At 68.9% G+C, this 24,824-nt stretch carries 11 protein-coding genes; 7 read left to right on the plus strand and 4 right to left on the minus strand.

The window, feature by feature from the left end; all coding sequences use genetic code 11:
- Nucleotide 1: 1 nt before the first annotated feature.
- Nucleotides 2-1,432 carry a type VII secretion protein EccB gene (eccB, locus tag AB0F43_RS10425; protein WP_360473515.1) on the plus strand — a complete coding sequence of 477 codons (1,431 nt, stop codon included), beginning with the start codon at nt 2-4 and terminating at the stop codon, nt 1,430-1,432.
- Nucleotides 1,433-1,513: 81 nt separating this feature from the next.
- Here the strand turns inward: eccB and AB0F43_RS10430 are convergent, their stop codons facing one another.
- The 3 genes from AB0F43_RS10430 to eccCa are packed head-to-tail and all read right to left on the minus strand — an operon-like array spanning nt 1,514 to nt 7,409.
- A complete protein-coding gene (locus AB0F43_RS10430) occupies nt 1,514-3,043 on the minus strand; it encodes a hypothetical protein (RefSeq protein ID WP_360473516.1) in 1,530 nt (509 codons plus the stop codon).
- Nucleotides 3,043-3,405, minus strand: coding sequence for a hypothetical protein (locus AB0F43_RS10435; protein WP_360473518.1), 363 nt, complete (start codon nt 3,403-3,405; stop codon nt 3,043-3,045). Before AB0F43_RS10435 ends, AB0F43_RS10430 begins: the two co-directional genes overlap by 1 nt.
- A 44-nt stretch (nt 3,406-3,449) precedes the next feature.
- A complete protein-coding gene (gene eccCa / locus AB0F43_RS10440) occupies nt 3,450-7,409 on the minus strand; it encodes a type VII secretion protein EccCa (protein WP_360473520.1) in 3,960 nt (1,319 codons plus the stop codon).
- A 159-nt stretch (nt 7,410-7,568) separates the two neighbouring features.
- On the opposite strand from eccCa, the gene AB0F43_RS10445 reads away from it, so the two are divergent.
- Nucleotides 7,569-7,889 (plus strand): hypothetical protein, encoded by a 321-nt coding sequence (locus AB0F43_RS10445; RefSeq protein WP_360473522.1) that lies wholly within the window; start codon nt 7,569-7,571, stop codon nt 7,887-7,889.
- A gap of 30 nt (nt 7,890-7,919) precedes the next feature.
- A complete protein-coding gene (locus tag AB0F43_RS10450) occupies nt 7,920-8,222 on the plus strand; it encodes a hypothetical protein (protein WP_360473523.1) in 303 nt (100 codons plus the stop codon).
- Nucleotides 8,223-8,280: 58 nt separating this feature from the next.
- Here the strand turns inward: AB0F43_RS10450 and mycP are convergent, their stop codons facing one another.
- On the minus strand, nt 8,281-9,432 hold the full coding sequence (gene mycP / locus AB0F43_RS10455) for a type VII secretion-associated serine protease mycosin (RefSeq protein ID WP_360473525.1): 1,152 nt from the start codon (nt 9,430-9,432) through the stop codon (nt 8,281-8,283).
- 326 nt (nt 9,433-9,758) lie between these two features.
- Between mycP and AB0F43_RS10460 the strand changes: the two genes are divergently transcribed.
- The 4 genes from AB0F43_RS10460 (at nt 9,759) to AB0F43_RS10475 (ending at nt 24,808) form a co-directional block, all read left to right on the plus strand.
- Nucleotides 9,759-10,136 carry a YbaB/EbfC family nucleoid-associated protein gene (locus AB0F43_RS10460; protein WP_360473527.1) on the plus strand — a complete coding sequence of 126 codons (378 nt, stop codon included), beginning with the start codon at nt 9,759-9,761 and terminating at the stop codon, nt 10,134-10,136.
- Complete coding sequence (locus AB0F43_RS10465; RefSeq protein ID WP_360473529.1) at nt 10,133-10,489, plus strand: hypothetical protein; 357 nt, start codon at nt 10,133-10,135, stop codon at nt 10,487-10,489. Before AB0F43_RS10460 ends, AB0F43_RS10465 begins: the two co-directional genes overlap by 4 nt.
- A 20-nt stretch (nt 10,490-10,509) precedes the next feature.
- The gene (locus AB0F43_RS10470) at nt 10,510-24,210 is read left to right on the plus strand and encodes a hypothetical protein (RefSeq protein WP_360473531.1); all 13,701 of its coding nucleotides are present in this window, start codon (nt 10,510-10,512) and stop codon (nt 24,208-24,210) included.
- 85 nt (nt 24,211-24,295) lie between these two features.
- Nucleotides 24,296-24,808, plus strand: coding sequence for a hypothetical protein (locus AB0F43_RS10475; protein ID WP_360474507.1), 513 nt, complete (start codon nt 24,296-24,298; stop codon nt 24,806-24,808).
- The last annotated feature ends 16 nt before the right edge of the window (nt 24,809-24,824 follow it).

Raw genomic sequence — 24,824 nt, forward strand, 5'->3', positions numbered from 1 at the left:
GATGGCGAGTCGCAAGGATCAACTGCAGTCGCATCAGTTCTCGGCCCAGCGGATGGTGTCCGCCCTCGTGACCCGTGAGTCGGACCCGGAGCAGCCGCCGTTCAAACGACCCACCAATTCGGCTGTCTGGAGTGTGGTGATCGCGGTGCTCGCGCTCGCCGTCGTCGGGGTCTACGGTCTCGTGGTCCCAGGCGGCAGCAAGGCCTGGTCCGGTGGCGACGCCGTCATCGTCGAGAAGGAGACCGGCACCCGCTACGTGTACGTCGCCGGCCACCTGCACCCGGTCGCCAACTACACCTCGGCACTCCTTGCCCTGGGCAAGTACGGCGAGACCCGACGGGTGTCGCGGAAGTCGTTGCGGGGTGTGCCGCGCGGGCCGCGGATCGGGATCCCGGACGCGCCGGACGCCCTGCCGTCGAAGGACCGGCTGCTCACCGGCGGCTGGACCCAGTGTTCCCAGCCCGCCCTCGACCCAACTGGTGCCCGGACCAGCGAGTCCGTCCTGATGATCGGGCAGCAGCCGTCCGGAGGGCAGCCGACGGGTGAGCGGGCGATGCTGGTGGAGGTGATGGAGACCGGCGATCGGTATCTGATCAGCAAGGGCTATCGACACCAGATCGAGAAGTCCGACCCGGCGGCCATGGTCGGTCTGGCGCTCCGGTCGGAATCCTGGACCAAGGTAGGAGCCGCCTTCGTCGCGGCGTTGCCCGACGGGGAGCGGATCGCGCCGATCAAGCCGGCCGGGATCGGCCGGCCGTCCAAGGCGATCGCTGACCGGCCACGAACGCTGATCGGCCAGCTGTTCGTCGTGAAGACGTCCAGCGGTGGCGTGCAGTACTACCTGGCCGGCAAGGACCGGTTGATCCCGATCTCGGAACTCCAGTACGACATCCAGACGGCGTACAAGCCGATGGCTGCCGCGTACGGCGGCAAGGCACCGCGGGCGATCGAACTGGGACTGGTCTCTGTCGGCCAGGCCGCGCCACCGGCGTCGGGGCCGGAGACCGGCCGGGCGCCGCGGTCGCGGCCCGAGTTCGTTGCCCCCCGGGACGGGCTGGGTACTGTCTGCGCTGCCTTCACCCCGGGAAGCGCAGTACCGTCGATCTCGATCGATCCGCAGCTGCCGCCGCGGGACGAGGCGACGATGACCCCTCGCCGGGGCCCGATGGGCACCGCGTTGGCCGATCGAGTCCTGGTTCCACCGGGCACTGCCGCGGTCATCGAAGCGATGCCGAGCGACCGTGCGCCGGCCGGCACGATCTCCGTCGTCACCGATCTGGGCCGCAGCTACCCGCTCGCCGAGCCTGACGTCCTCGCGATCCTCGGCTACTCCGGCGTCACCCCGGTCAAGGTCCCTGCCCTCCTGGTCAGCCGGATTCCCCAGGGCAGCGGTCTGAACCCCGCCGCGGCGACCCGCGCGGCGACGCAGTAGTCAAGCTTGCCGTCGGCAACTTGATGCCAGCACAGCGCAACGCCCCGGTCGGGAGAGACCGGGGCGTTGCGCTGAGGAGATTCAGCGGGCGAGACGGCGTTGCCTTGGCGCCGCCGCGGCAGCCGGGACCTGATCCGCCCCGTCCACCGTCCACAGCTCCTCGTCGAGGACCTGCAGAGTCTCGACCTGCTCGCGTTCCCGCCGTTGCGACGCGACCGCCGGCTGGAAGGCGCCGGGCTTGCCGGTCTTGCCCTGCAAGCCGGCAGGTACTCCAGGCGTCGGTCCATCGGAGCGCTTGCGCTCCCGCCCGGTCGGCCGGATCGCTCCCGATCCGGGCTTGCCGCCGCCACCACCGGCCGCGGCGCCGGCACCGCCCATGGGCGGCATCATCGGCGGTACGCCGCCGGCGCCCTGAGCCCCGCTGGCTGCCGCGCCGCCTGTACTCGACAGCGAAGGTGCCTGCCCGTTCGTCATCGAGGTCTGCGTCGGTACTTTCGCCGCCGATGGAATCGCTGGATCGATCTTTCCGATCCCGGCCTTGTCCAGGCCACCGGCCCTCCCGATGCCACCGACTCCGGAGATGCCGCCGCCACCGCGGAATCCGCCGGCCGGGACACGCGTGCCGGTGCTCGGTATACCCCGTGAGGGCACCGCCCCGACCGGCGTCCAAGGCACCCCGGCAGGTGGTGAGTGCGGCGTCAAGCCTGTGCCCGGCACCGTAGGCGCCGGCGTGGTCGGCAGCGCAGGAGTCCCGGCCAGTCCGGTACCACCCTGTCCCGCACCGGGATCGGCCCCGGCTTGCTCTCCGGCCGCTCCACCAGCCTGCTCACCCCCCGTTCCACCAGGCTGCTCCGGCCCCGCATCCGTCGGTCCACCTCCAGGCGGAACACTCGCCGGCGAAGCGCTCGTCGGCCCGCTGGGTGAGGCAGAGTTCCCAGTCGTGCCGGCCCACTTCAGCGCCTGGGCCGCTCCCAGGATGTACGCGCCTACTTCCGCGTAATTGGTGTTCTGCGAGTGCAACATCTGACCGGCCCACAGGACGTCCGGCCGCACCGCTTCCACCGCCGCGAGTTCCTGCGCCGTGGCGGGTTGTGTCGACGGAGCGGTGTTGGTGGTGCCAGTCACTGGAAAGTAAGTTACATTCCCGCCCGGATACGCCTGGAGGAACGCCTTCTGCGCCTCCTCGACCTTGATCACGGTTTCAGCGGCCCGCGTGTTGCTCATCTCGATGAACTTGGCGAGGCCGAGGCACATCTGCTCGATCGTGCCGTGGCTCTCCGCGGATCCGACCGGAGCGGACTCACCGATGGCGGCCGCCGACGAGGCCAAGGCGGTGCTGGTCGCATCGCTGGTGCCCTGGAAGATCGTCGACTCTCGCTTGCTCGTCCAGCCGCCCAGCAGTTCCGACACATCGCTGTTGAACTTCTGCGACAGTTCGGTGGTGGCCGCCGCGGTCGCGGCCCACCGCGGGCCTTCGGCTTCCAGCGCCGGCTTGATGGTGCTCATTTCGGAGGCTGCCGCCGTGGCCAGGCCCCTGGCTGCCACGAGGAGCTGGTCGAAGGTCGTGGCCGTCTGCGCGGCAGTGATGGATTGTGCCGGTTCGTTGGGCATCAGTCGCCTCCCTCGGCGGGTGTGTCGATCTTCACGATCTGCCGCATGGTCGCCGTGGTGACCGAACCGAGCTGAACGTGCAGGCTGTAGAGCGCCTGGGACGTGCTCTGGTAGCGCGTCAGACCGGTGCTGGTCGCGTCGATGAAGCGGCCTCGCAGGGTGGCGGCCTGGCTCAGTTGCTCGCCCAGCGCCTGGCTGTTGGTCAATTCGCCGTTGCCCGGGGCCGGCAGCTCCCGGGAGCCGGCGGTCTGCCCGGTGAACGTCGAATTGCTGATACCTGTCCTGTCGGTGAAGGTTTTGAACACCTGCGGTGAGGTGACCGAGATGTCGCCTGCGCCCGAGGGCTCGTCGGGTGGTGGCATACCAGAAGTCCTTTCTTGTCAGGGGTCTTCGGGATCCGGTGGACTCACGCGTCCACCGGGGCTTGGGTGAGCTGGATCAGCTGGCTGGTGCCCTGGCGGGTGATCAGCCGGCCACGGCCCGGTGGCAACGGCTGTGGGCGCAGGCCGCCCAGCAGCGGACCTTCCTCCCGGCTGCCGGACAGCTGCAGGCCGGGCGACCCGACGTCACGGAGCCGGGCCAGGACCGGTTCGAAGAAGCCACGGCCCGCGCCGCCGATCCGCCGGGCCACGATGACCCGCAGCCCGATGTCGGCCGCCTGCGGGATGAACTGCAGCAGCGGCATGAGTGGATGGCCCTCGCTACCGGCTATCAGGTCGTAGTCGTCGACCAGGATGAAGAGGTCCGGACCGTGCCACCAGGAGCGATCGCGCAGCTGCTGCGGCGTCACATCGGGGCCGGGGATGCGTTCGGCGAGTGCCTGGCACGCATCGGCGATCAGGGCCGCGCTGCTCTGGTGGTTGGTGCCGTAGCCGATCAGGTGCTCGCCTTCCACTCCGCCGAGCAGGCTGCGCCGGTGGTCGATTACCAGCAACCGCGCCTGCTGCGGGGTGTAGGTCTGCCGCACGCGCCGTGCCACCGTCCGCAGGAAACTGCTCTTGCCCGCGGAAACGTCGCCGAGGAGGATGAAGCACGGATTCTCGTTCGGGTTCAGCCGGACCGGCGCCAGATCGCTCTCCGCGATACCGATCGCGAGCCCGAGCTCCGGCGAGCTCTCGCCGTCGAGCTGCTCGAACGGCAGGTCGGCCGGCAGCAGCCGGACCGCCGGCGCCGGTTCTCCCGGCCAGGCCGATCGGATCCGCTCGACCAGCGCCGGCGTACCGGCGCGATCGGCCGGATCGGCACCGAGCCGCGGTTGCGCCATCAAGAAGTGATGCTTGGACGCGCTGACACCGCGGCCGGGTGATTGCGTCGGCACCAGCGCGGCGGTCCGCCGATCCACCACCGAGTCCGTCGGGTCGCCCAGCCGCAGTTCGAGCTTGGTCCCGCACAGGTCCCGGATGTTGGTCCGCAGGTCGAACCACCGGGACGCGCCGATCATCAGGTGGACCCCGTAGGCCAGGCCACGCGCGGCGATGTCGGGCAGCACCATCTCCAGGTCGTCGAAGTCGTTGCGAATCGTCAGCCAGCCGTCCACCACCAAGAACACGTCGCCGTACGGCGAATCGGCGTACGCCCCGTTCCGCCGGAGCTCTCGGTAAGCGGCCATCCCGTCGATCCCGGCCTGGGCGAATTCACGCTCCCGCTCAGCGATGATGCCCATCACCTCGGCGACGGTCCGGCGTACGGCGTTCACGTCCTGGCGGCCGGCGATTCCGCCGACGTGCGGCAGGTCGCGCAGTCCGCCGAGGACACCGCCGCCGAAGTCCAGGCAGTAGAACTGCACCTCGCGCGGGGTGTGCGTCAGCGCCAGGCTGGTGATGATCGTGGCGAGGGTCGTGCTCTTCCCGCTCTGCGGACCACCGATCACGGCCACGTGGCCACCACCGGCGGACAGGTCAAGCAGAAGCGGGTCGCGGCGCTGCTCGAGCGGCCGGTCGACGATTCCGGTGATGGTGGTGAGGCTTCCGCGCAACTCCGGGGCACCAGCGGTCAAGCCGCGATCGCCGTCGATCGCCGCCGTACCGAGGATGTCGTCGAGCGCCGGTGACTCGTCCAGCGGTGGCAGCCAGATCTGGTGCGCGTCCGCGCCACGGCCGGTGAGCCGGTCGACCAGGATGTCCATGAGCGATTCACCGACCGCGTCGTCGAACGGGTCCTCCGTCACCGGATGCTCGTCGGCCTGCTCCTCCTCGACCTCCGCCGCGACGTACGAGCTGGTGAAGTCCTGCAGGATCAGCGAGTTGTCCGAAGCGACCGGCAGGTCACCGATCAGCGGCCGGCGGTGCACACCGGATACGTACGCCGAGCGGAACCGGTCGAGCTGATCCGTGCCGACCCGGAGGTAGCCGTGACCTGGCGCCCTGGGCAACCGGAAGGCGTCGCTCATGCCGAGGACGACGCGGCTGTCCATGTCGGAGAAGGTTCGCAGGCCGATCCGGTAGGACAGGTGCGCTTCGAGGCCACGCAGCCGGCCCTCGTCGAGTCGCTGGCTGGCGAGCAGCAAGTGCACCCCGAGCGATCGCCCGACCCGGCCGATCTGCACGAACATCTCGATGAAGTCCGGGCGGAGGGTGAGCAGCTCGCTGAACTCGTCGCAGATCACCAGCAGCGTGGGAACCTCGGGCAACGGCGCACCCGCCGCCCGAGCCTTCTCGTAGTCGCGCAAGGAGGAAAAGTTGCCCGCGGCCCGGAGTAGTTCCTGCCGCCGGAGCAGTTCACCGTTGATCGCGTCCGTCATCCGGTCGACCAGATGAACTTCCTCGGCCAGGTTGGTGATCACCGCGCTGGTGTGCGGCAGCTTGTCCAGCCGGGTGAACGTGGCACCACCCTTGAAGTCGATCAGGGCGAAGTTGAGCGATCGCGGCGGATGGGTGATCGCCAGCGCCAGCACCAAGGTGCGGAGGAGCTCGCTCTTGCCCGAACCGGTCGCACCGATCAGCAGGCCGTGCGGCCCCATCCCTTCCTGCGCGGACTCCTTGAGGTCCAGCTCGATCGGCTGGCCGTCGGCGCGGATCCCGAACTTGACCCGGAGCCGGTCCCGGTTCGGTCGCTGGACCCAGGTCTCGTCGGGGTCGAAGTCGAACGGATCACCGAGCTCGAGCAGCTCGGCCAGGCCGAGGTCGGCGGTCAACGGCTGCTCGCCCTGGGAGCCCGCGGTCAGCCGCAGCGGAGCGAGCTGCCGGGCCAGTCCCTCGGCGCTGACGAGATCGAGCTCGTCGGCGACTCCCAGCCCGGTCTCGCCGTCGATGGTCTCGCTGACCAGGGCGCCGTCGGGGCCGACGTCGAGCACGATCGCACTGGGATCGAGCGCTCGGGGCGGTAAGGTGCTGAGGTCGACGACAGTGACACCTTCGAGGCCGGCACCGACGAGGACGTGATCGGAGCCGTCGATGTCACCACCGTCGAGGACGACCACGACGTGCGGACCCGGTACCGACGTACTCGACTCCGAGTCGAAGCGCGGACGGTTCGCGAGGACGTCGTCCAGCATGGCCTCGATCGCTGTGATCGAGCCGGCCACCAGCCGGAGCGGACCGAGCGCATCCGTGCGCTCCGGGTGGAGTGCGTGCGGCAACCACTTGACCCAGTCCCAGTCGGCACGGGTGGCATCGCCGGCGCAGACTGCGAGACGGAGGTTCTCCGGTGCCTGCAGGGTGACCAGCTGGGCAAGCAGGGCCCGCGCCATCGCGGCTGAACGGCCCCGGTCCCCAGGCAGGTAGATCCGGCCGAACCCGGCAACCGAGATCGCCAGTGGCAAGCCGGGCACCGTCGCGTACGTCGAGACGAAGCGCCGCAAAGCCAACGCCGACAGGGGTTCCAGGCGTTCGAGTGGCTGGGTGTCCGGCGGTACGACGGTCACCGCCGGACCTTGCGGACCGACGCCGATCCGGGCGACGGCGAAGTCGGCGTCGTCCCTGCGTCGTTCCCACAAGCGGTAGCTCGCGGCCAGCGTCCACAGGCTGTCCGGCTCAGGATTCACGTAGAACAAGGTGTTTCGTTGCCGCTCGACCGAACGGCTGAGCCGGGTGCGTTGCTGTGACAGTTGCCGCAGGTAGCCACGGCGGGCGGCGCCCATCTCGGCTTTGCCGGCGCCGGTCCGGCCGACGAGCCCCATGACGATCATCCCGATCATCGCGAGTCCGAACAGGCCGAAGACGACGTACCGCAGGTTGCTGGCGATGCTGCCGGAGAACATCAGCATCATCGCGCCCATCATCGCGACCATCGGTACGACCATCAGCAGTTGCATCCACTGCCTGCCACCCGGCTCGGGCACCTCGGGAGGTGCCGAGAGCAACAATTCACCGCCGGGCAGTTCGGGCGCCGGCCGTCGTGCCGGCCGCCTGACCACCATCGTCGCCATGCCGAACCTCATCTCGTCGCACGTGTTCCGGCTCCGATCATCACGCCGGTCGACGAGTCCGGAACGGCGCTGGCAGGAACGTGCCGTCGGCCCGGCCGTACGGCGGTTGCTTCCTACCGTGAGGAGCTGTCACATCCCTGAAAGAAAGGACTCGGCCACATGCGCAACGGCATGCTCGACGGCAGCCCTGAAGAAATGGGCGCACTGTCAGGCTGGATCGGTCAGGCGGTCGACGACCAGCGGAAGCACCTGACGAACTTCCTGTCGAACACCGACAACCTTCGTGCGGGGTTCCAAGGTCCTCCGGCCGATCTCAACGACGAAGGCGCCATGAACTGCTACAGCGACGCGAACGTGACGGTCGTCCAGCGCGGTGAGGAGCAGCAGACCGGCGTCATGCACCTGGGGAACATGTACGACTCGAACATCTCGCTCCAGAGCCATGCGATGAGCGGAATTCTCAACCCCGGATCGGTCTGATCGGCCGCCGGGATCGATGAAAGGAAACTGATGAGCGACTTTCGGCTGTTCAACGTGTTCGACATCATGCGGGAAGGGGCTGCCGGGTACCGGACCGTCTCCGACGCGGTGGAGACGACCGCCAACGACATCCTGACGAAGATTCAGGCTGTCGGCACGGAGGTGTGGAAGGACGGCGTGTTCGACACCTTCTGGGAACCTGCCCTGCAGCGGAGCAACTCCGAGCTCGACACCAGTGAGCGGCACGCGAACCGTGCGCTCGCTATGGACAATTGCACTGACGCGGGTGAGTCCACGTCGGCGCAGGCCTGTTCGTACGCCGCCGGCCTGTAACCGCTGACCGTCCACACAGAGCCCCGGCCGGTGTTCCGGCCGGGGCTCTGTGTCGGTGTCAGCGGTGGTGCTTGGTGAACAGGTACTCCGGTGGCAGATCCTCCGCCGGTGTCCGCGACGTACGCCGCGTCAGCTGCGAGCGGCCCGCCGCCCACCGCCGCCTGCGTCCCGCCAGCAGAATGCAGCTGATCAATGCGACCGAGACCGCACCGCCGGCAGTTAGCAGCGTGAGGTGACGGGCTTGCAGGCCTGCCGATCTCCACCATGCGAGGACAGCAAGGCTTTCCTCGTCCGGTGGTGGCTGCTTCATCCGCGGCAGCGCCTTAGCCGGTGTAGCGATCATGCCCTCGGTCACCGCACGATACGGGTCGACGATCCCAGCGCCGTACTCCGTGCTGTTGGTTCCGCCGCGGGCCGGCGCGGCGGTGGCCTGCAGTCGCTGAATCACCTGTGGGGCAGAGAGTTTCGGCCACGCCGACCGGACGAGTGCAGCCGTCGCCGCGACGAATGGTGTGGCGAAGCTGGTCCCGGTGACGTATGCGTGCCCGGTCCGCCGAGTGGCCGCCAGTACGCCGTCGCCCGGTGCCATCAGGTCGACGTACGGGCCGATCTGCGAGCCGTTGATCCGCGCGCCGGCCATGTCGATCGCCCCGACGCCGAGAACGCCGGGATAGGAGGCCGGGTACGACGGGAGCGTGCCGGATCCGAGTTTCTGGCTGTTGCCGACGGCAGCGACCACGACGACGTCTTTGCGAACGGCGTACGCGACAGCCTTCCGCACCGGCGCCTCGTCCTGATCGCCGGACATCGACAGGTTGATCACCTTCGCGCCCTGGTTGACCGCGTACACGATGCCCCGGGCCAGCACGTTCTGATCGATCACCCGGGTCGTGCCGCTGTCACCGGTCTCGCGGTCGGTCACCCGGACCGGCAGGATCCGGGCGCCGGGCGCGATGCCGCGGAACCCGATGCCCGTGGCGGCACCGGCCGCGATGATGCTCGCGACGCCGGTGCCGTGCGAGACACAGTCGTAGTTCCCAGGCAGTTTGCCCTCGAGGAAGAAGTCCCGTCCCGGCAGCACTGTGCCCGGCCGGCGCAGTTGCGGATGGTCGGCGTCGACACCCGAGTCGATGACCGCGACCGTCACCCCGGTGCCGTTGCTGTAGGGCCAGGCCCGCCCGGGCATCAGCAAGTCCTGGGCCCACGGCAACAGCCGGACGGTGCTTCGCCCGGGCTCCGGATTCGAGCATGCGCCGCGGGGCGGTGCGGCCGCTGCTGGTGCTGGGGTCAGACAGCCCAGGACCAGGGCGCACAGGGCAAGCCCGAGCGCAGCCGGTCGTCTGCGGCCGATGCGATGTCCGGCAGGACTTCCGCCGGTAGGTCGGGGAGAAGAACTCACCTGAGCATGCTGCTCCGCGCGCCGATGGCCCCGGCAGTCGTGACATGAAGCGGTCACCGTGTCCCGACGTACCGGATCGTCGGGCACCTTCGAGTCTCGGCCCATCGAGGCTCTGCCCATCGAGTACGGGAGGCGTGATGGAAAGGACCGCAGGCAGCGGCTGGCTGGACGACCTGGAAGTGCTGGAACGCCAGGCCCGCACCGCTCAGCGCCTGGCGGAAACGGTCAGCGGTACGGCGGAATCCGCTGATGGCTTGATCGAAGCGACCGTGTCCACCCGCGGCGTACTGACCGAGCTGATCCTGGATCCGCGGGTCTACCGCGAGCTGGACACCGATGACCTGGCGACCCAGATCCGTGCCGCCGTCAACAACGCGTACCAACACGCCCAGGAGGAGCTGTTCCGGGCGTTCGCCGCTCAGCTCCCGGCGGCCGAGCGTCCGCCCGACGACGACCCGGTCTTCGGCCCGTTCCTGACCGAACTCGACCGACTGCAAGGAGAGGCCCGCCGATGAGCGACGCGACCACGCCGATCGACGTCGGCGCGACCGGTGACATCGACATGTTGCCGGACCCGACCTTCCGTGCGATCCAGCGAATCTTTCAGGCCGGCACCAAGTTCGGCGCTGTCTGGCCGGGCCTGCGCGACGCGATCAACGCCGACGAGCAGATCGTGCAGCCGGCGACGGACGAGGTCAGCATGGCCTTCCGGGACGGCTACAACTTGTACGAAGCCGCCGTCAAGCCGCAGGCCGAGCGGGTCCAGCCAGACCTGCACCGCGCCGGTACGACGGGCAACTCGATCGTGGCCCTGTACCTGGAGCTCAGCCATCAGATCCAGCCGGCCTACATGCGCGCACTCGAGTGATTCCCGAGCCGACGTCGTGGATGTGGACGGGACTGCGAGAAGCTCTCGACTCGGTCTTCCCGTTCTGGGTCGACGAGGACGCCGCCCGCCGGATGGGCGACGCCTGGGACAGGTTGCACCAGGAGCTGACCGCGGCGGGCGACCAGGCCCGGGCGGCGACCAAGGAACTGCCGGCCGTGTGGACGGATTCGGCGGGTATCGAGTACCGCTTCGGAGTCAACCGGATCCTCGACGGTGTCGGCGAGAGCGGCGGCATCAGCCGGCTGGCCAAGATGATGGGCGACATGGCGGTGATGTCGCATGAGTATGCGCGGCACATCGCCACCATCAAGGACCAGATCTACGCCGAGCTTGCGGCCAACGGGGTCGCGTTCGCGGCGAGTTTCGCGATCCCGTTTCCCCTCGGGCAGTTGTTGCGGGACCGGATCATCCTCGGCGCCGTGGGCCGGATCGCCGCGACGATCCGGGCCGCCTCGGCCGCGATGCGGATCCCGGCCGGGGTGCAGGGGTACCTCGCGAAGGCCGCCCTGGAGATCCCGGAGGAGATCGGGATCGAGTTCGTTGCCCAGACAATGGACCAGCTGCGTGGCTACCGCGACGGCTACGACCTGAAACAGATCGCGGTGGCGGGCGGCTCGGGTCTCGGCGGAGGGTTGCTGTCCGCGCCGTTCGCACCGGTCGGTTGGCTGGTCTCGAAACCGCTGGGTGGAGCGATCAGAGCGATCCCCGGCGATGCCGGAACGAAGATCGGCAACTGGGTCGAGAAAGGGTCGCAGACCTTCGCGGTCAACGGCCTGACCTCGCCCATCGCCGGCGTGACCGCACAGGCGATTGCCGATGGCAACCTCGGCCAACTGACCTGGGCGGATTACGGCAAGGCCATCAATGATCAGTTCCTCACCGCCGGTGGGTTGGCCGTCTCGCGGATCGCGGCACACGACACCGGCCACGCCCTCGGCAACCTCATCGCGGGACAATCCCACGGGGCGTCGGGGCACGAGCCGAGCACGGTCACCACGACGAACACCGACCCGCCGCACACGCCTCCGCCTGGTGGGCTGGCGAAGCCGGCACTCTCCGGACAGCATGCCGGCGGCCTGATGGAGCAGCCGGCGCACCAGGCCGCCGGTGCCACCGATCAGGCGGGTCTGACGGATACCGGCAACCAGTCCGCCCCAGGCGTCACCGAAGCCTCCGCTCACCAGCGGATGACGGATCAGGTGGGAGGCGAGTCGCAAGCCGGTGGTCGAGGCGACGGTGACCAGAACATGGTGGGTCGCCCGCCGGTTGGGGCGGCTGCGGCCCCCGCAGCGGCACCTGCGCCAGTTGCCCACCCCGCACCAGTCGCGACTGCTGCACCTGCCGCGCCCGCCGCGCCCGCCGCGCCCGCTGCACCTGCGGCACCTGCGGCACCTGCAGCGCAGGCACCGGCGGCGGCTCAACCAGCTGCTCCAGCACAGCAGGCGGGGGCCTCCCAGGGCGGCGCTCAGCAGTCAGCTGCCGGCCAAGGGCAGGGAGCGGCGCCTGCCCAAGGAGCGGCGTCTGCGCAAGGAGCGGCGTCTGCGCAAGGAGCGGCTCAGGCGCAAGGATCGGGTCAGGCGCAGGGCGGTGCGCAGGCGGCCAACGCTCAAGCCCAGGGCGCTCAAGCCCAGAATTCCCAGGGCCAGAGCGCGCAGGGCCACGGTGCGCAGGAATCGGCGTCTGGGCGGTCGATTGAGGGTTCATCGGCTCGAGCGGCCAAGCAGGGGGCCGCGAAGACCGACGGGACTCAAAGCGACGCCGAGCAGGATCAGAGCAACGACTCGAAGGTTGGTACGGCACTTGCCGAGGTGGTGGACGAGGAGGCTGTCGACGCCGAGGGCAACGGGCTGCAGGTGGTCAACGAGCCGGGTCCGTCGAACGAGCACGTCGCCGAGGGCAACGGGCTGCAGGTGGTCAACGAGTCGGGTCCGTCGAACGGGATTGTCGCTGGGCCGTCTGCGGCTGTGGGGCCGGTGGCAGGGGCGGCTGTGCAGGCGGCGCCGGCCAAGGTTCCGGTGGCTGCCGATGCCGCGCACCGAGGGGCGAACCGCGGGGAGCCTGGTTCGGCAGGGCCGACGCACACGCGGTCATCGCGGTCGGTGGACGACGATTCCGGCAAGCCCGCGGCGAAGAGTGGTCCGAAGGGGCCGATTGATGATGACCCGCCGTCGACGCCGCCCAGGAACGGTCCGGCGGATGAGGCCGACGATCAGGGGCAGAGCGATCGGGAGTTCGGGTGGTTCGATCCGGCGTCGCCGGTGGTCGATGCCGCGGGGCGGAAGGGGACCAACCCGGTCTGGTCCGAGTGGCACACGTTCGGGGCGAACGAGGCGCGGTGGTTGGAGGAGTCTTCAGGGTGGGGGCGGGTCGCTCAGGCCAGGCTGCGGGCGACGTACCCGAAGCAGAAACGCAGCTCCGACGACGCAAGGGAACGGAAGCGCGCCCGCGATCGCGGTGTGAAGGGTGACCAGGGTGGTCACAGCATCGGGTGGCGGTTCTTCCAGGATGTGTTTCCCAGCAACTACTTCCCGCAGAACAAGGTGCTCAACAACGGCGCGTTCAAGAGCTTCGAGAACGAGATCGAACAATGGATCCTGGCCGGGCACCACGTCGAGCTGACCGTCTTCCTGCCACCCAACCAGGCGCGGCCGGACTCGGTCACCTTTGTCTACACCGTGGTCGATCCTGTCAGCGGCCGCGTCGTCTACACCAGCGGCCGAAGCTTCGAGAATCAGCCGCACAAGAAGGTCGATCGGTTCCCGACCCCGCGCATCCGAGTATTTGCCCCAGGCAACGAGAATCTGTTCGAACCGCCGTCGGTTCCTGCGGACAGTGACCACCATTCGCACGGAGCCCCGGAAGGCAAGAGTTGGCGCAGTAACCAGGATGTCTTCGACAATGGCGGCGGTGTCGAGCGGACGGCGGAGTCGGTTACCGAGGCCGCTGCGGCCGCGGGCGTGGATCTCACCGATACCGAGGTCGTCATCGTGGACGGGCCGGCCGAGATCCGGTACCTGGACGGCCAGCGCGCGTACGCCCGCGTACGAGTGGCGGACGGCAGCTACCAGATCCGGCTCGGCCCGGCGAGCTTCGCCGATCGGGAGACGCTGGTGGCGACGCTGGCGCATGAGCAGACCCACGTCGACCAACTCCGGGCGGGGGTCGACTTCGACAAGACGTCCATCGACGAACTCGAGAACGAGGCGTACGCGAGCGAGGCTCCAGCGCTGGAAAGGATGCGGGCGCATGACAACGGTGAGGTTCGTGGTCGAGACGACGTTCGACCTGGAGGACGAGAACACGATTCTGGCTCCCGGCCAACTGCTGACCGGACAGATCAGGCCCGGCATGACGCTGAGGACAATGACAACGGACCGCCCAGTGAAGGTCCAGGCAGTGGAGTTCCGCTGTTCCGCCGCGCCAGTGGACCGCACGAACGGGGTGACGTTGGTGATCGATCGCGCGGACGCGACGGCGATCCACACCGGGACGGTGCTGATCAGTCCAGCCTGACACCTGACGCCGCGACCACGATCACGCCGGCCGGCGAGCGGGTGATCGTCGTCGACATGAACGACGGGACGACGGTCGAGTCGGGGGCGTTCCCCGCCTTGGTGCGGGCGTTGAACGAGCGGGATGCGAACAATGACCTGACTCCGGCAGCCGTGAAGTTGCGCCAGCAGTACTACAAGAATCCCAGTGTCGACAGCAACACCGATCAGCCGACCGGCGTTGTGCAGCGTCAGCCGGGTCGGCCGACCTTCCCAGCCGCCGGGCCGGACGGAACCGTGGTCAGAGTTCCGGTTCCTCCGCTTCGGCTTCTGACCGACTCGGGCGACTTCGCCGTGGTCCGGGTGAACACTGGCCCTGGACTGGGCGCTCCTGTGCAGATCGAGCGGTGGAACGGGCCGAACGGTGAGAACGCCTGGTTCGAGCCGGACCTGCCCGTGGCGCCTGCCGAGCAGCGGGAGGCGGCGAACCCGGACTGGTCGCAGTGGCATTCCTCCCAAGGGAACAAGGTCCGATGGCTGGAGGAATCGCCCGGGCGGGGTCGTGCGGCCGAGGCGGTACTGCGGAAGGACTTCGGGGACAGCCCGCGGCCTTATGCGGACCGGAGGGAACGCAATAACGCCACCAAGCGAGGGATCCCCAAGGATGACGGCGGTCACCTCGTTGGCTGGCGGTTCTTCAAGGACGTGCTGCCTGCCAACTACTTCCCGCAGAACCTGACCCTCAACCGGGGTGCGTACAAGACCTTCGAGAACGAGATCGCGGGCTGGATCAACGCCGGGCACGAGGTCGAGTTCATCGTCTTTCTCTCGCCCAACCAGGATCGCCCGGATCAGGTCACTTTCGTCTACACCGTGGTCGATCCCGGCCCTGGCAAAGTCGTGTACTCCGGTGGGCGAACCTTCGACAACGAGCCGCTGAGCGACGTCGAACGCTTCGTCGACGAACAGATCGCCGCGCACAAACCAGGCGACGAGAACCTCTTCGAGTCCGAGGCCGGGAACGCCGCCGCCGCGGAGAACATCGAGGACGACGGTACGCCGCACTCGCACGGTGACTCGTCCGAGTTGTTCTCGCATCGGGCGCCGCGGACCAATCAGGACGTGGTCGACAATGGCGGGGGCTTGCCCAGGACACCGGAGACCGTGGCGGAGGTGGCCGCGGCCGGTGAGGTGGATCTGTCCGGTGTCGATGTCGTCATCGTGACGGACCCGCTCGAGATCGAGGTCCTGGACCTGCATGGTGCGTCAGCGGTGACGCCGCAGGAGTTCCGGGGCGCACAGATCCGGCTCGGTCCGGCGGCTTTCGCGGATCGGGAGACGCTGGTCGCGGCCCTGGCGCACGAGCGGACCCACGTCGAGCAGCTCCGTGGTGGCGCGACGGTGAACGCGGAGACCAAGCCTGGGCTCGAGACTGATGCCCGTGCGAGCGAACAGCACGCAGTGGAGAGGATGAGACACCATGACAGCGGTCAGATTCCAGGTCGAGAGAGTCTTCGACCTGAAGGGCAGGGGCGGGATCCTGGCTCTGGGCCGGCTGGTGACGGGAGTCGTCGAGGACAGGATGCCGCTGAGGATCGAGGGCACGGATCAGTTGATTCAGGTGCTGGGCGTGGAGTTCCACTCTCCGGTTCCGAAGGAGGACGGGATCGTCATGGAGACACTCGTGATCGAACGGACGGGTCCGATGCCGGTCCGCGCCGCGACGGTGCTGATCAGCCCAGCCTGACACCTGGAACCGCAGCGCAGCCGAGTCGGCAGATCCCGCACGACTACGTTCCGATGCCGGGTTCGCCGTACGTCGTGGTGCCGGCCGAGCTCGCCTACGCGCCGCCACCGCCGATCCGCACCCGGATGGAGCAGCGGATCAAGGAAGCGATGGCGCGTACGTCGGTCGCCCGGTCCGCTCAGGTCAAGTCGGTCGAGCATATCGACGGGGACCGCTACGCCGTCCACCTGGACGACGACACGGTCATTCAGGTCGTGATCACGCCAGGTTCGCTGGACGCGGACCAGTCCCACGCTGTCGATGTCCGGCCCGACGAGTCGCTCGCGGTCGTCACCGTGCCCGCGAAGATGCACCGCCACGATGTCGCGCCGATGATGGCGCAGATCATCGCCGAAGTGCGACTGCGGTTTACGGATGCGGTGTCGGACCCCAGCCTGCTGAGCAGGGATCCGGTCCTCAGCCCGAAGCACAACCAGGACGGCCGACGAGACCTCGAGCTGACCATGGAGGACCAGAGCAAGCTGGCCAATCTCGCGCAGCGGGTCAAGGATCGCCGGGACATGAGTCCGCTGCGCCGGGCGATGACCAGGGACTCGATGGCCCGGTTGATCGAGTCGATGGGCCTGGCCACGCATCAGCGGGACGGTCGATCCGACGCGGAGGTCGACCAAGCACGGGCGACACTCGAGCAGGCGATCACCGGCTATCGCCTGCTCATGTCCGAGGACGGCAAGCCGCCGATCTTTCCAGCGGTGGACAGTGTCGACCCGGCCAACGGCAGGGCGCTGGAGGGCGGCTACACGGAGCAGGTCCGGGCCGCTGTCGACGAGGCGAGGCGGCTGCTGCACGCTGAGAAGGGCCGCGAGCAGCACAAGCTCGAGGAGCGGATCGACGCACTCTGGGCAATCCGGAAGGCGGCCGATCGACTGGACACCTGGACAGCGGCGTCGGAGGAGCTCGGCAACCACCGGCCGAGAGAGCTCGCCAAGCGGCGGCTCGACCAGGCGATCGACAACTTCCGGAAACTGTCGGAGGAGGTCGCGATCCCGGCGGCCGGGCCGACGTCGGGAGAGGTGCTCGCGCAGGACTCGCAGAACCGGGCGACGTGGAATTTCGGGCGATCCGGGATGCCGGACGCGGTCGTGCTCGAACTGCGCGACATCCCGCCGCGCCAGACGCAGCCCGGCCTGCAGCCGCCGGGGTTCGCGCTGGACTGGGCGTTCAGTGAGCAGGACGCGCGGGGACTGATTCCACCGGGGATCAACGTGTCGTGGGCGTCGTTCGTCGGGCTGGAAGCCCAGCTTCGGCGCCTGATCCACGCCGGGCAGGAGCTCGAGGTTCTGCTGCGCGCCGTGCCCGGGGCCGATGGCAGCCGCACGCTGGTCGTGTCGGTGTCGGTGAGGGACGTCGGCACCGATCGCACGAAGCTCTACCGGAACCTGACCGTCGACGAGATGACCGAGGCCCTCGGCAACCATTTCATCCGGCCGCCGTCCGGCACCCGGACTGATGGTCCGGATGACCAGGACACGGATGGCGGAACGGCGGCGCAGCCGGATCCGCTGCCCTTGCCGCCTCCGTCCGGGGCGGCCCCACTGGAGCAGGCTGGAGACACGGTCGAGATCACCGTGCGGGAGTCGGGGCTAGAGCAGTCGCTGCCGCCGGAACTCGTGGTGGATCCGCAGGCGCTGGCGGCACTCGAGGCGCGCTGGACGGAGCTGGTCCGGGGCGGTTTCGAGGTGACGGTCACGGTGACGAGGGTCCTGCGCCCGAGCACGGCCGCGGACCCGCTGCGCTTCACCGTCGAGGTGGTGGACCCGCACAGCACCGCGCCGAACGAGGCCAAGAACGTCTACGGTCAGCGGAAGGCGACCGCCGAGCTGGTCACCGAGATGATCACCGACCAGCAATCCCCACCAGGCCGCCACCGCGCTCCTGCGCAGGAAGCGCAGGCGGCTCAGCCGGAGGCGGCGCCGTACGTGGCTGCGGCGCGGGTGGATCCGCGGCTGGGGCCGGTGTCGGGCGAGGTCGCCTCGAATGAGTCGCAGAATCGGGCGACCTGGAGTTTCGGGCAGCCGGGGCAGCCGGATGTGGCCGTGCTCGAACTGCGGCAGGTGCATCCGCCGGAGCGGTTGCCGGTCCCGAACAAGAAGCCGGAGGCGTTGCCCCCGTTGGCGTTGGAGTGGGCGTTCGCGCGGGATCGGGCGCGTGGGCTGATTCCCCCGGGAGTCGAGGTGTCGCCGCAGGAGTTCGCGGCACTGGAGCAGCGGGTCAAAGACCTGATCGGGGCCGGGCAGGAGATCACGCTGACACTGAGCGCTGTCCCCGGACCCGACGGCCGCCCACAGTTGATGGTCGCCGCCGACGTACGCTCCGGAGCAGGCGTCACGAGGTACGACGCCCGGCCGCTCGTCGAGATGGTGGATGCCCTAGGCAAACATCAGATTCCGCCGGCCGAGCTGGCCGCACCGGAGCAGGCGGCGGACGGTCGGAGCGCGATTGCCCGGGCGCTGAATCCCCAGCCGGCAGGCGATCAGCAAACTGCAGCCGACCAGCAGGCGGACGAGCAACCGGCGAGCGATCAGGCGGCGGGCGATCGGCAGACGGGCGATCGGCAGGCGGAGGAGTCGGGGCGGACGGCCGAGGAGATTCTCAGGGGTGCTGCCCGGCGGGTGGCGGCCGAGGACATTGCTCGTCAGGCACGTCGACTCGCGGGACAGCCGAACGAGCAGACCACCGGTACGACGGAACAGGCCGACGGACCCGGGGGCGGGCGGACCGGCGACGGCAACGGGCGGCTCGGTCATGCGCCGCGGGTTCGCCGGACGAGGTTCGTCGCCGACGGGCGGACGACTGACGAGGGCCCACTCACAGAGGACAAGATCAGGGCGGCGGCTGAGCTCACCGACCGCACCGATTTCGGTGGTCTGCTCGAGTACGGTCCCAGCCGGGCCGGCGACCTCATCGTCGTACGCACGAAGGACGGCGAGCTGCACTACTTCAGGGTCGAGGAGCCCGGCCGGGTTCGCGGCCGCCGCCTCGCCGCGACCCACTCGGCGACCGGCGACCGGCTCGATCCGCACCGAGTCACCTTCGTCCCCGGCGTCGCGGACGATCAGCTCGCCCGGCTCTGGGTTCACGAGATCAGTCACACGCTCCAGGAACTGCACGCACCGCCAGGAGGTCCGGTACGGCGGCTCTGGAACAAGCTGACTGGAGACGGGCGCAACGCCTGTGTCGAGGCCCAGCTCAACGAGTTCCGCTATCTGCAACGGCAATGGGCCGCGGCCGTGGAATCCGCCGACCACGCGGCCCAGACCGAGCTCAGCCGGGACATCGAGGGGCTCCAGAAGGCGATCAGAAGACGTGGCGGTCCACGGCTCGTGCTGCCCTGGGACGGTCCACACATCCCCGGTCCGATCGAGCGGTTGAGGATCTCCATCGCCCAGCAGATCCAGGCGCTCGACCGCACTGTGGCCACCCTGCAGACGCTGATCGACAGCAAGCACGAGAAGGCAGCCAAGGCGGACACGGACGCACAGGAAGCATCCGCCAAAGCCGGCAAGGCAGCCCGCGCCAAGGACGAGGGCCGATTCGGCCGGCAACGTTCGGCGAACGCCGACGCCAAGAAGCACCAGGATCTTGCGGAGTGGTACCGCCGGATCGAGACCCAGTACCAGGAGGCACAGGACAAGGCGGCAGCCGCGCTCGACGGCTACCGGCAACTGCGGTCCGCGTTCGACGACCGTACGTCGGAAGAGGTGGCGGCCGAAGCGACCAGGCTTGCCGCCGACGTGGCGGCGTACGAGGAAAGCATCAACAAGCTGGCCCCGGCGGAAGGGCTGCTGCCGACCGACCGGCTGCCGCACCTGACCGAACTCGCGCAGCGGATCAACACGGTCCTGTCCGCACGTGGCATCGACGAGCGACTCAGCCGCGAAGACCTGCAGGATCGGCTGAGTGGCGTGTTCGGCAAGCTGATCAACGGTGAAGGCGCGGTACTGCGCTTCGGTCACGCGAAGACCGCCGACCTCCGGATCCGGCTCTCGGTGGCCGAGTTGGTCGAGGTTGTCAACCCGTCGAAGACGGCAGCGGAGACCATCAACGGCCTGTTCCCGCAGCCGGCCCGGCGGATGTCCTCGACGTCGAACTCACGCTTCAACCATGCGTACGGCGGTCCACTGACCGACATCGCCGAGTGGTTCGCGTCCTTCCCGCAACTGTCCTTCCTGAGTGCCCTCACACTCAGGGGCGAGGTCACCCTCGGCAACAGCCGCGGCGTCACGGCGAACGCTGCCGAGATCGGTCAGGGCGGCTCGGTCGATGACAACCGCGGTCAGTCGGTGATGTTCACCGGCAAGGCGTCCTGGCAGCTCGAGATCCGGACCGACCAGGACACCGATTGGAGTTCGACCCACACGATCCACGGGACCGAGGAACTGCGGGCGTGGGCCTCGCACGCGTACACCGTGCCGGCCGCGACGAAGGTCGAACAGGATCCGAGCCTGCAGAACGGCCGCTTGCCGGCGCACATCCTGTCCTCGATCAGCGGCCTGGAGGGCATCGCCGACGGGGTGATCGAGGAGAACGACACCGAGCTGAGCAGTCTGGGTTCGGATCGGGCCCTCGTCGAGGAGCAGATCCGGGCCGCGCTGACCCAGGACCTGCCCGGCCGGCTGTCCGAGTCCACCCGGCGCCCCGTACTGCGACCCCTGATGGCCGGCGGGAAACCGGCCGGCTACCTCGAGGTCAGGACGAGGATCCGGTACGAGGCCGTCGAGTTGGCCGGTGCGGACAGCACCACGCACTGGCAGGAGTCGGTCCGGGTCGGATACAGCTCGGCGAGTGTGCAGCAGAACCTGGGTTCGAGCGACACCGAAGCACTCACCGTCGGGTACGGCGGCAAGGCGCTGGACGACATCAACGGCACTGGATCGAGTGTCGGGCCGACCGTCTCCGGAAGCCGTTCGGCGTCGCGATCGGAAGCGTTGTCCGGCGGTGGCAGTGCGATCCATGTCGGCGTCCACCGGTTCACCGGACCGACGCAGGCGTACCGGACGGTGCTGGAGCACGAGGTCACGCTGGTCCTCAATGGCGAGGCGGCGTGGACGACGCCCGGTACGAGCGAGGCACTCATGCGGGTGCGCGTGAACGACGCATACCGTCACGGCCTGCCGGTGGACTCCACCGCGCTGACGCGTCCCGACGGCCGGCCGGGACTGCGCGGTGACGTGCAGCCCGGCGTCGAGGTCCCGGGCCGGAAACTCGAGCTGCCCGCGTGGGCAGCCGATCAGGGCAAGCCTCGGGCCGCGGGTCCCTGGAACATCCAGGGCGTCACCGGTGGCGAGGCGGCGTTCCGGAGCATCGTCGACCACCTCTGCGCGCGCGGGTTCGTCCCACCGTTGGATGCCAACGGCAACCCAGATCTGACCAGACTGTCAACCGACCCGGTCGAGCGGCACGCACAACTCCTCAACCTCGAGGAGCTGCGCACCCAGTTGTCCACGGGGCGACTCGAAACCGGGTACGACATCGCGGCCCGGGACGGTCTCGTGGTGACGCTGACCCGGCCCGGCAGCGGTACGGCGGTGGAGACGGTCAGCCTGCGGATCGCGCTCGACCAGGGACAGGCGAGAGCTGTCGGCGTGACCAACGACGAGGCCGTCGTACTGCTGAACATCGGGTCCGACACGGCCGGCCGTTCGGGCAGCCGGGCGCGGGTCTGGCCGGTGCGTGGCAAGGCCGAGTTGGCCAGCCCTGTCCAAGGTGTCGACGGGAAGTCCGGCCTGTCGTACGGGCGGCAGATGCTCAGCCGGATGCTGGTCTGGTTCGGCGGCGGGACGATCAACCAGGTCACGCTGGTCGAGAGCAACTCCCCGGTAGCGGTCTTCGAGGTCCCGCACACCCTCACCGTCACCGAGGTCGGCACCGGCGACGTGATCCACACCGGCGTCGGCGAGTCCGCCCGCCTGCTGATCGACAGCGACTTCCTCCCGTACGCCGACACCGCCGAAGGCGCACCGTCTCCGTGGCAGTCGGAGCAGCCGGCGTCCGGTCCGGTGCCGGGCAAGGTGCTCGACCGGGCCACCCTGCTCGCGCTGGGTGACTTCGACCTGGGGGGCGGCCGGAGCCTGCTGGATCAGTTGCCAGAGGCAATCAGATCTGATCCGACCGCGCTCCGGCAGTTGTCCGCCTTCCTGAACAAGCGCAACCTGCTGGCGCACCCGGAATGGGCGCAGACCGGCTATCGCACCACCCTCGTCGTCACCGGTCCGGACGGCACGCAACACCGCGTTCCGATCACGCTGACTGGGCGGATCCGTGGCGCGAAGGCGGTCGCACAGACGGACGGAACGTCCGGCGACATCAACTTCGCTCTCGGCAACCAGGGTGTCTCGGCCGCGGGACAGCGCGGCGGCAGCACCGAGCTGAGCCACGGCGCTTCGGAAGATTCCGCGGGCGGTGGAGCAAAGGTCGGCATCGGGTCGAGCAGCGCGACCGCCTCTACCGAGCAGCACATCTGGGGCGTCGAGCGGTTGGACATCGAGATCGGCCGACACAACGTCTTCGACGCTGTCGCCGACTTCGAGCTCGCCGTCGGCGACGCCGTACCGATTCCGTTCGAGGCCGGTGTCGCGTTCCAGGTCGCTGAGCGGGACGTCCTGGACTTCTACAGCCGGAACGAGTCCCCGCTGTCGCTGCGGTTGGTCGCGGACGCGGTCGAGCGCTACCTGCACGACGACCTCAACCTCGACCGGCGGGCGGCCGCGGGTGTCATCCGGCGCTGCCGCAAGGAGTTGGCGGAGGCGGAGGCCGAGGGGCGGCCGATCCCGGAGCCGGCCGCCGGGCATACCGCGAAAGTCCTGGCCGACAAGCTCTGGAAACCGAGCCCGCGGCCGGTAGGCCACGACACGCCCGCACCGGATCCGAACGATCACGAGGCCCGACTCGAGCAGGCCCTGGTCCGAGCCGCGAAGCCGGCGGAGATCGAACTGCCGGCACACTACCAGGAGCACCTCGGATCCAGCCTGGTCGAACGGGCGGAGCTCGCCGACGACACCCAGTTGCTGTCCGAGGTCCAGGCGGCCATGCGGGACGAGCTGGGAGTGAACCTTCACGACGAGCCGTCCCTGGCGAACGCCCTGTTCGCGGAGCTGGCCGGCAAACGCTGGTGGGGTCGCCTGGAGGACATGCTGACTCCCCGCGGTTTCGTCCGGAACTACCCGATCAGCCGGCCCGGCCGGCTCAACACCGCCGATCGGGTCACGGTCCGGATCAAGGCCGAGTTCACCGACGAGGCGGAGAACCTGGGGGAGGCCCAGGACGTCGTCAGCATCGTCCAGCGCTACCTGTACCACGAGCAGAGCCACACCGAACTCAACGGCCGCTCGGCCGGCATGGGCGCGGACGTCCAACTCGGTGAGCTGCAATCGGCATCGGTCGCCACGGATCGGACCGAAGGCAGGTCGACCACCTCGGCCGAGCAGCGGGCCCGGCTGGAACGCATCGCGACCTTCGACGGTATGACCCGCGTCGGCCGCGGTCTCCGGATCACGGTCGAGGTCACGCGCGACGGGGTCTCCCCGACCCGCGGCGACCTTGCCCGCCACCTCGGACCGAACGAGGAGGGCGTCGCCGCGCAGCCGAGAACTCTCACGGCCCGCATCGTGCAACTGATCCCGAAGGGCATGCTCGAGAACCCGATCCCCGATTCAGCACCCGCGGCGACAGCCGGTACGGCGCTCCAGCTGCCGGCGACGTACTTCGTCGAGGGAACCGGGCCTGGAAGATTCGGCCGGCCGGATCTGCTGAGCGTCGTACTCGACAAGCTCAAGCTCGGGAATCTACTCGGCAAAGCCGGGTTGCGCGCGCAGCAGGCGCAGGTGGAGAGCCAATTGTCGGCCTCGGCTCAGCACGCCACCTTCAGCCGGATGACGTCCGAGGAAGGGCTCCGGCTGAAGCCGATCCCGACGCTCGGGTACAACCAGGGCACCGTCGATGTGACGGTGCGGGCGCGCGTGTCGAACGTGGAGCTCGTGAGCGGGCCGATCGAGAACGGCGAGCTCGGCGACGTCAACCGGAACCAGCGCACCGTCTCCACCAGCACCACGACCGGACGCATGATGCCGGTCGCGGGTACGGGGTCGGGAACGGTGCCCGGGGTCGGTGCCAGCGCGAGCGCCTCGGTCGGCGAGCAGGCGTCCGACACGACAACGGACGTTTGGGGTGTGCGCGGTGAGCTCAGCCGCTTCGAGCGGAGCGACCTGGTCACCGTACGAGTTCGCGTCGACTACGACCTCACCTTCCGTCGTACGACGGTCGACGACGAGGGCGCCGTCCACATCGAGGGCGCGCCGACGTACGTAGCCACCACCGGCGAAACCTACCTCTCGATGCACGAACACGACTATCAAGCTCTCGTCGCCCAGCAAGCCGCGGCGAGGTCCGGGAGACCGCGATGACTGCGGTCAGCCGCGAGTTCACCCGGCCGGAGCCACAGGCAATCGGCCGTTTGACGATGACGAATTCCCTTGGGAGTGATGAGTGATGTTGCCGGTGGCAAGGACTCGGGACGAGGCGCGGTTGTTTCTGGATTTGACGCCGTGTGAGTGTGGGTCGACCGATGCGGACTGGCAACACGGGACCGGAGTGGTCGACGGTGAGTTGGCGAGCGTGTACGACGCGAGCTGTGCGGACTGTGGTGCCGAGCGGACGTATTCCTTCGGGTTGCCCGAGAGGGAGACCGGGGGCGACTATCCGAACTTCGGTGGTCCCGAGCCGTCCCAGTTGCTCGACCCCGGGCGCTGGCTCGAGCTCGCCGACCAGCTCGCGAGCATGCTCCCTCCGGACGATCCGGAGACCCGGGCCGAGGCGCTGGCGATCGCGGCCGCATCCGTCTGCGAGATCCTGAAATTCATTCCGGCCGACGCGGACGCCGTACCCGCGGAGGCCTTCTGGACCGAGCAGGGCCGGCGGGTGTACGACGAGCAGCCCGGACGCTTCCAGCGCGCCCGCCTGCAGATCGTCCGCGAAACCTACGAACAGGCCGCAGCCAGGTAGCAGTGGCAGGTTGTTG

Source organism: Kribbella sp. NPDC023972 (genome assembly GCF_040639075.1).
GTDB lineage: Bacteria > Actinomycetota > Actinomycetes > Propionibacteriales > Kribbellaceae > Kribbella.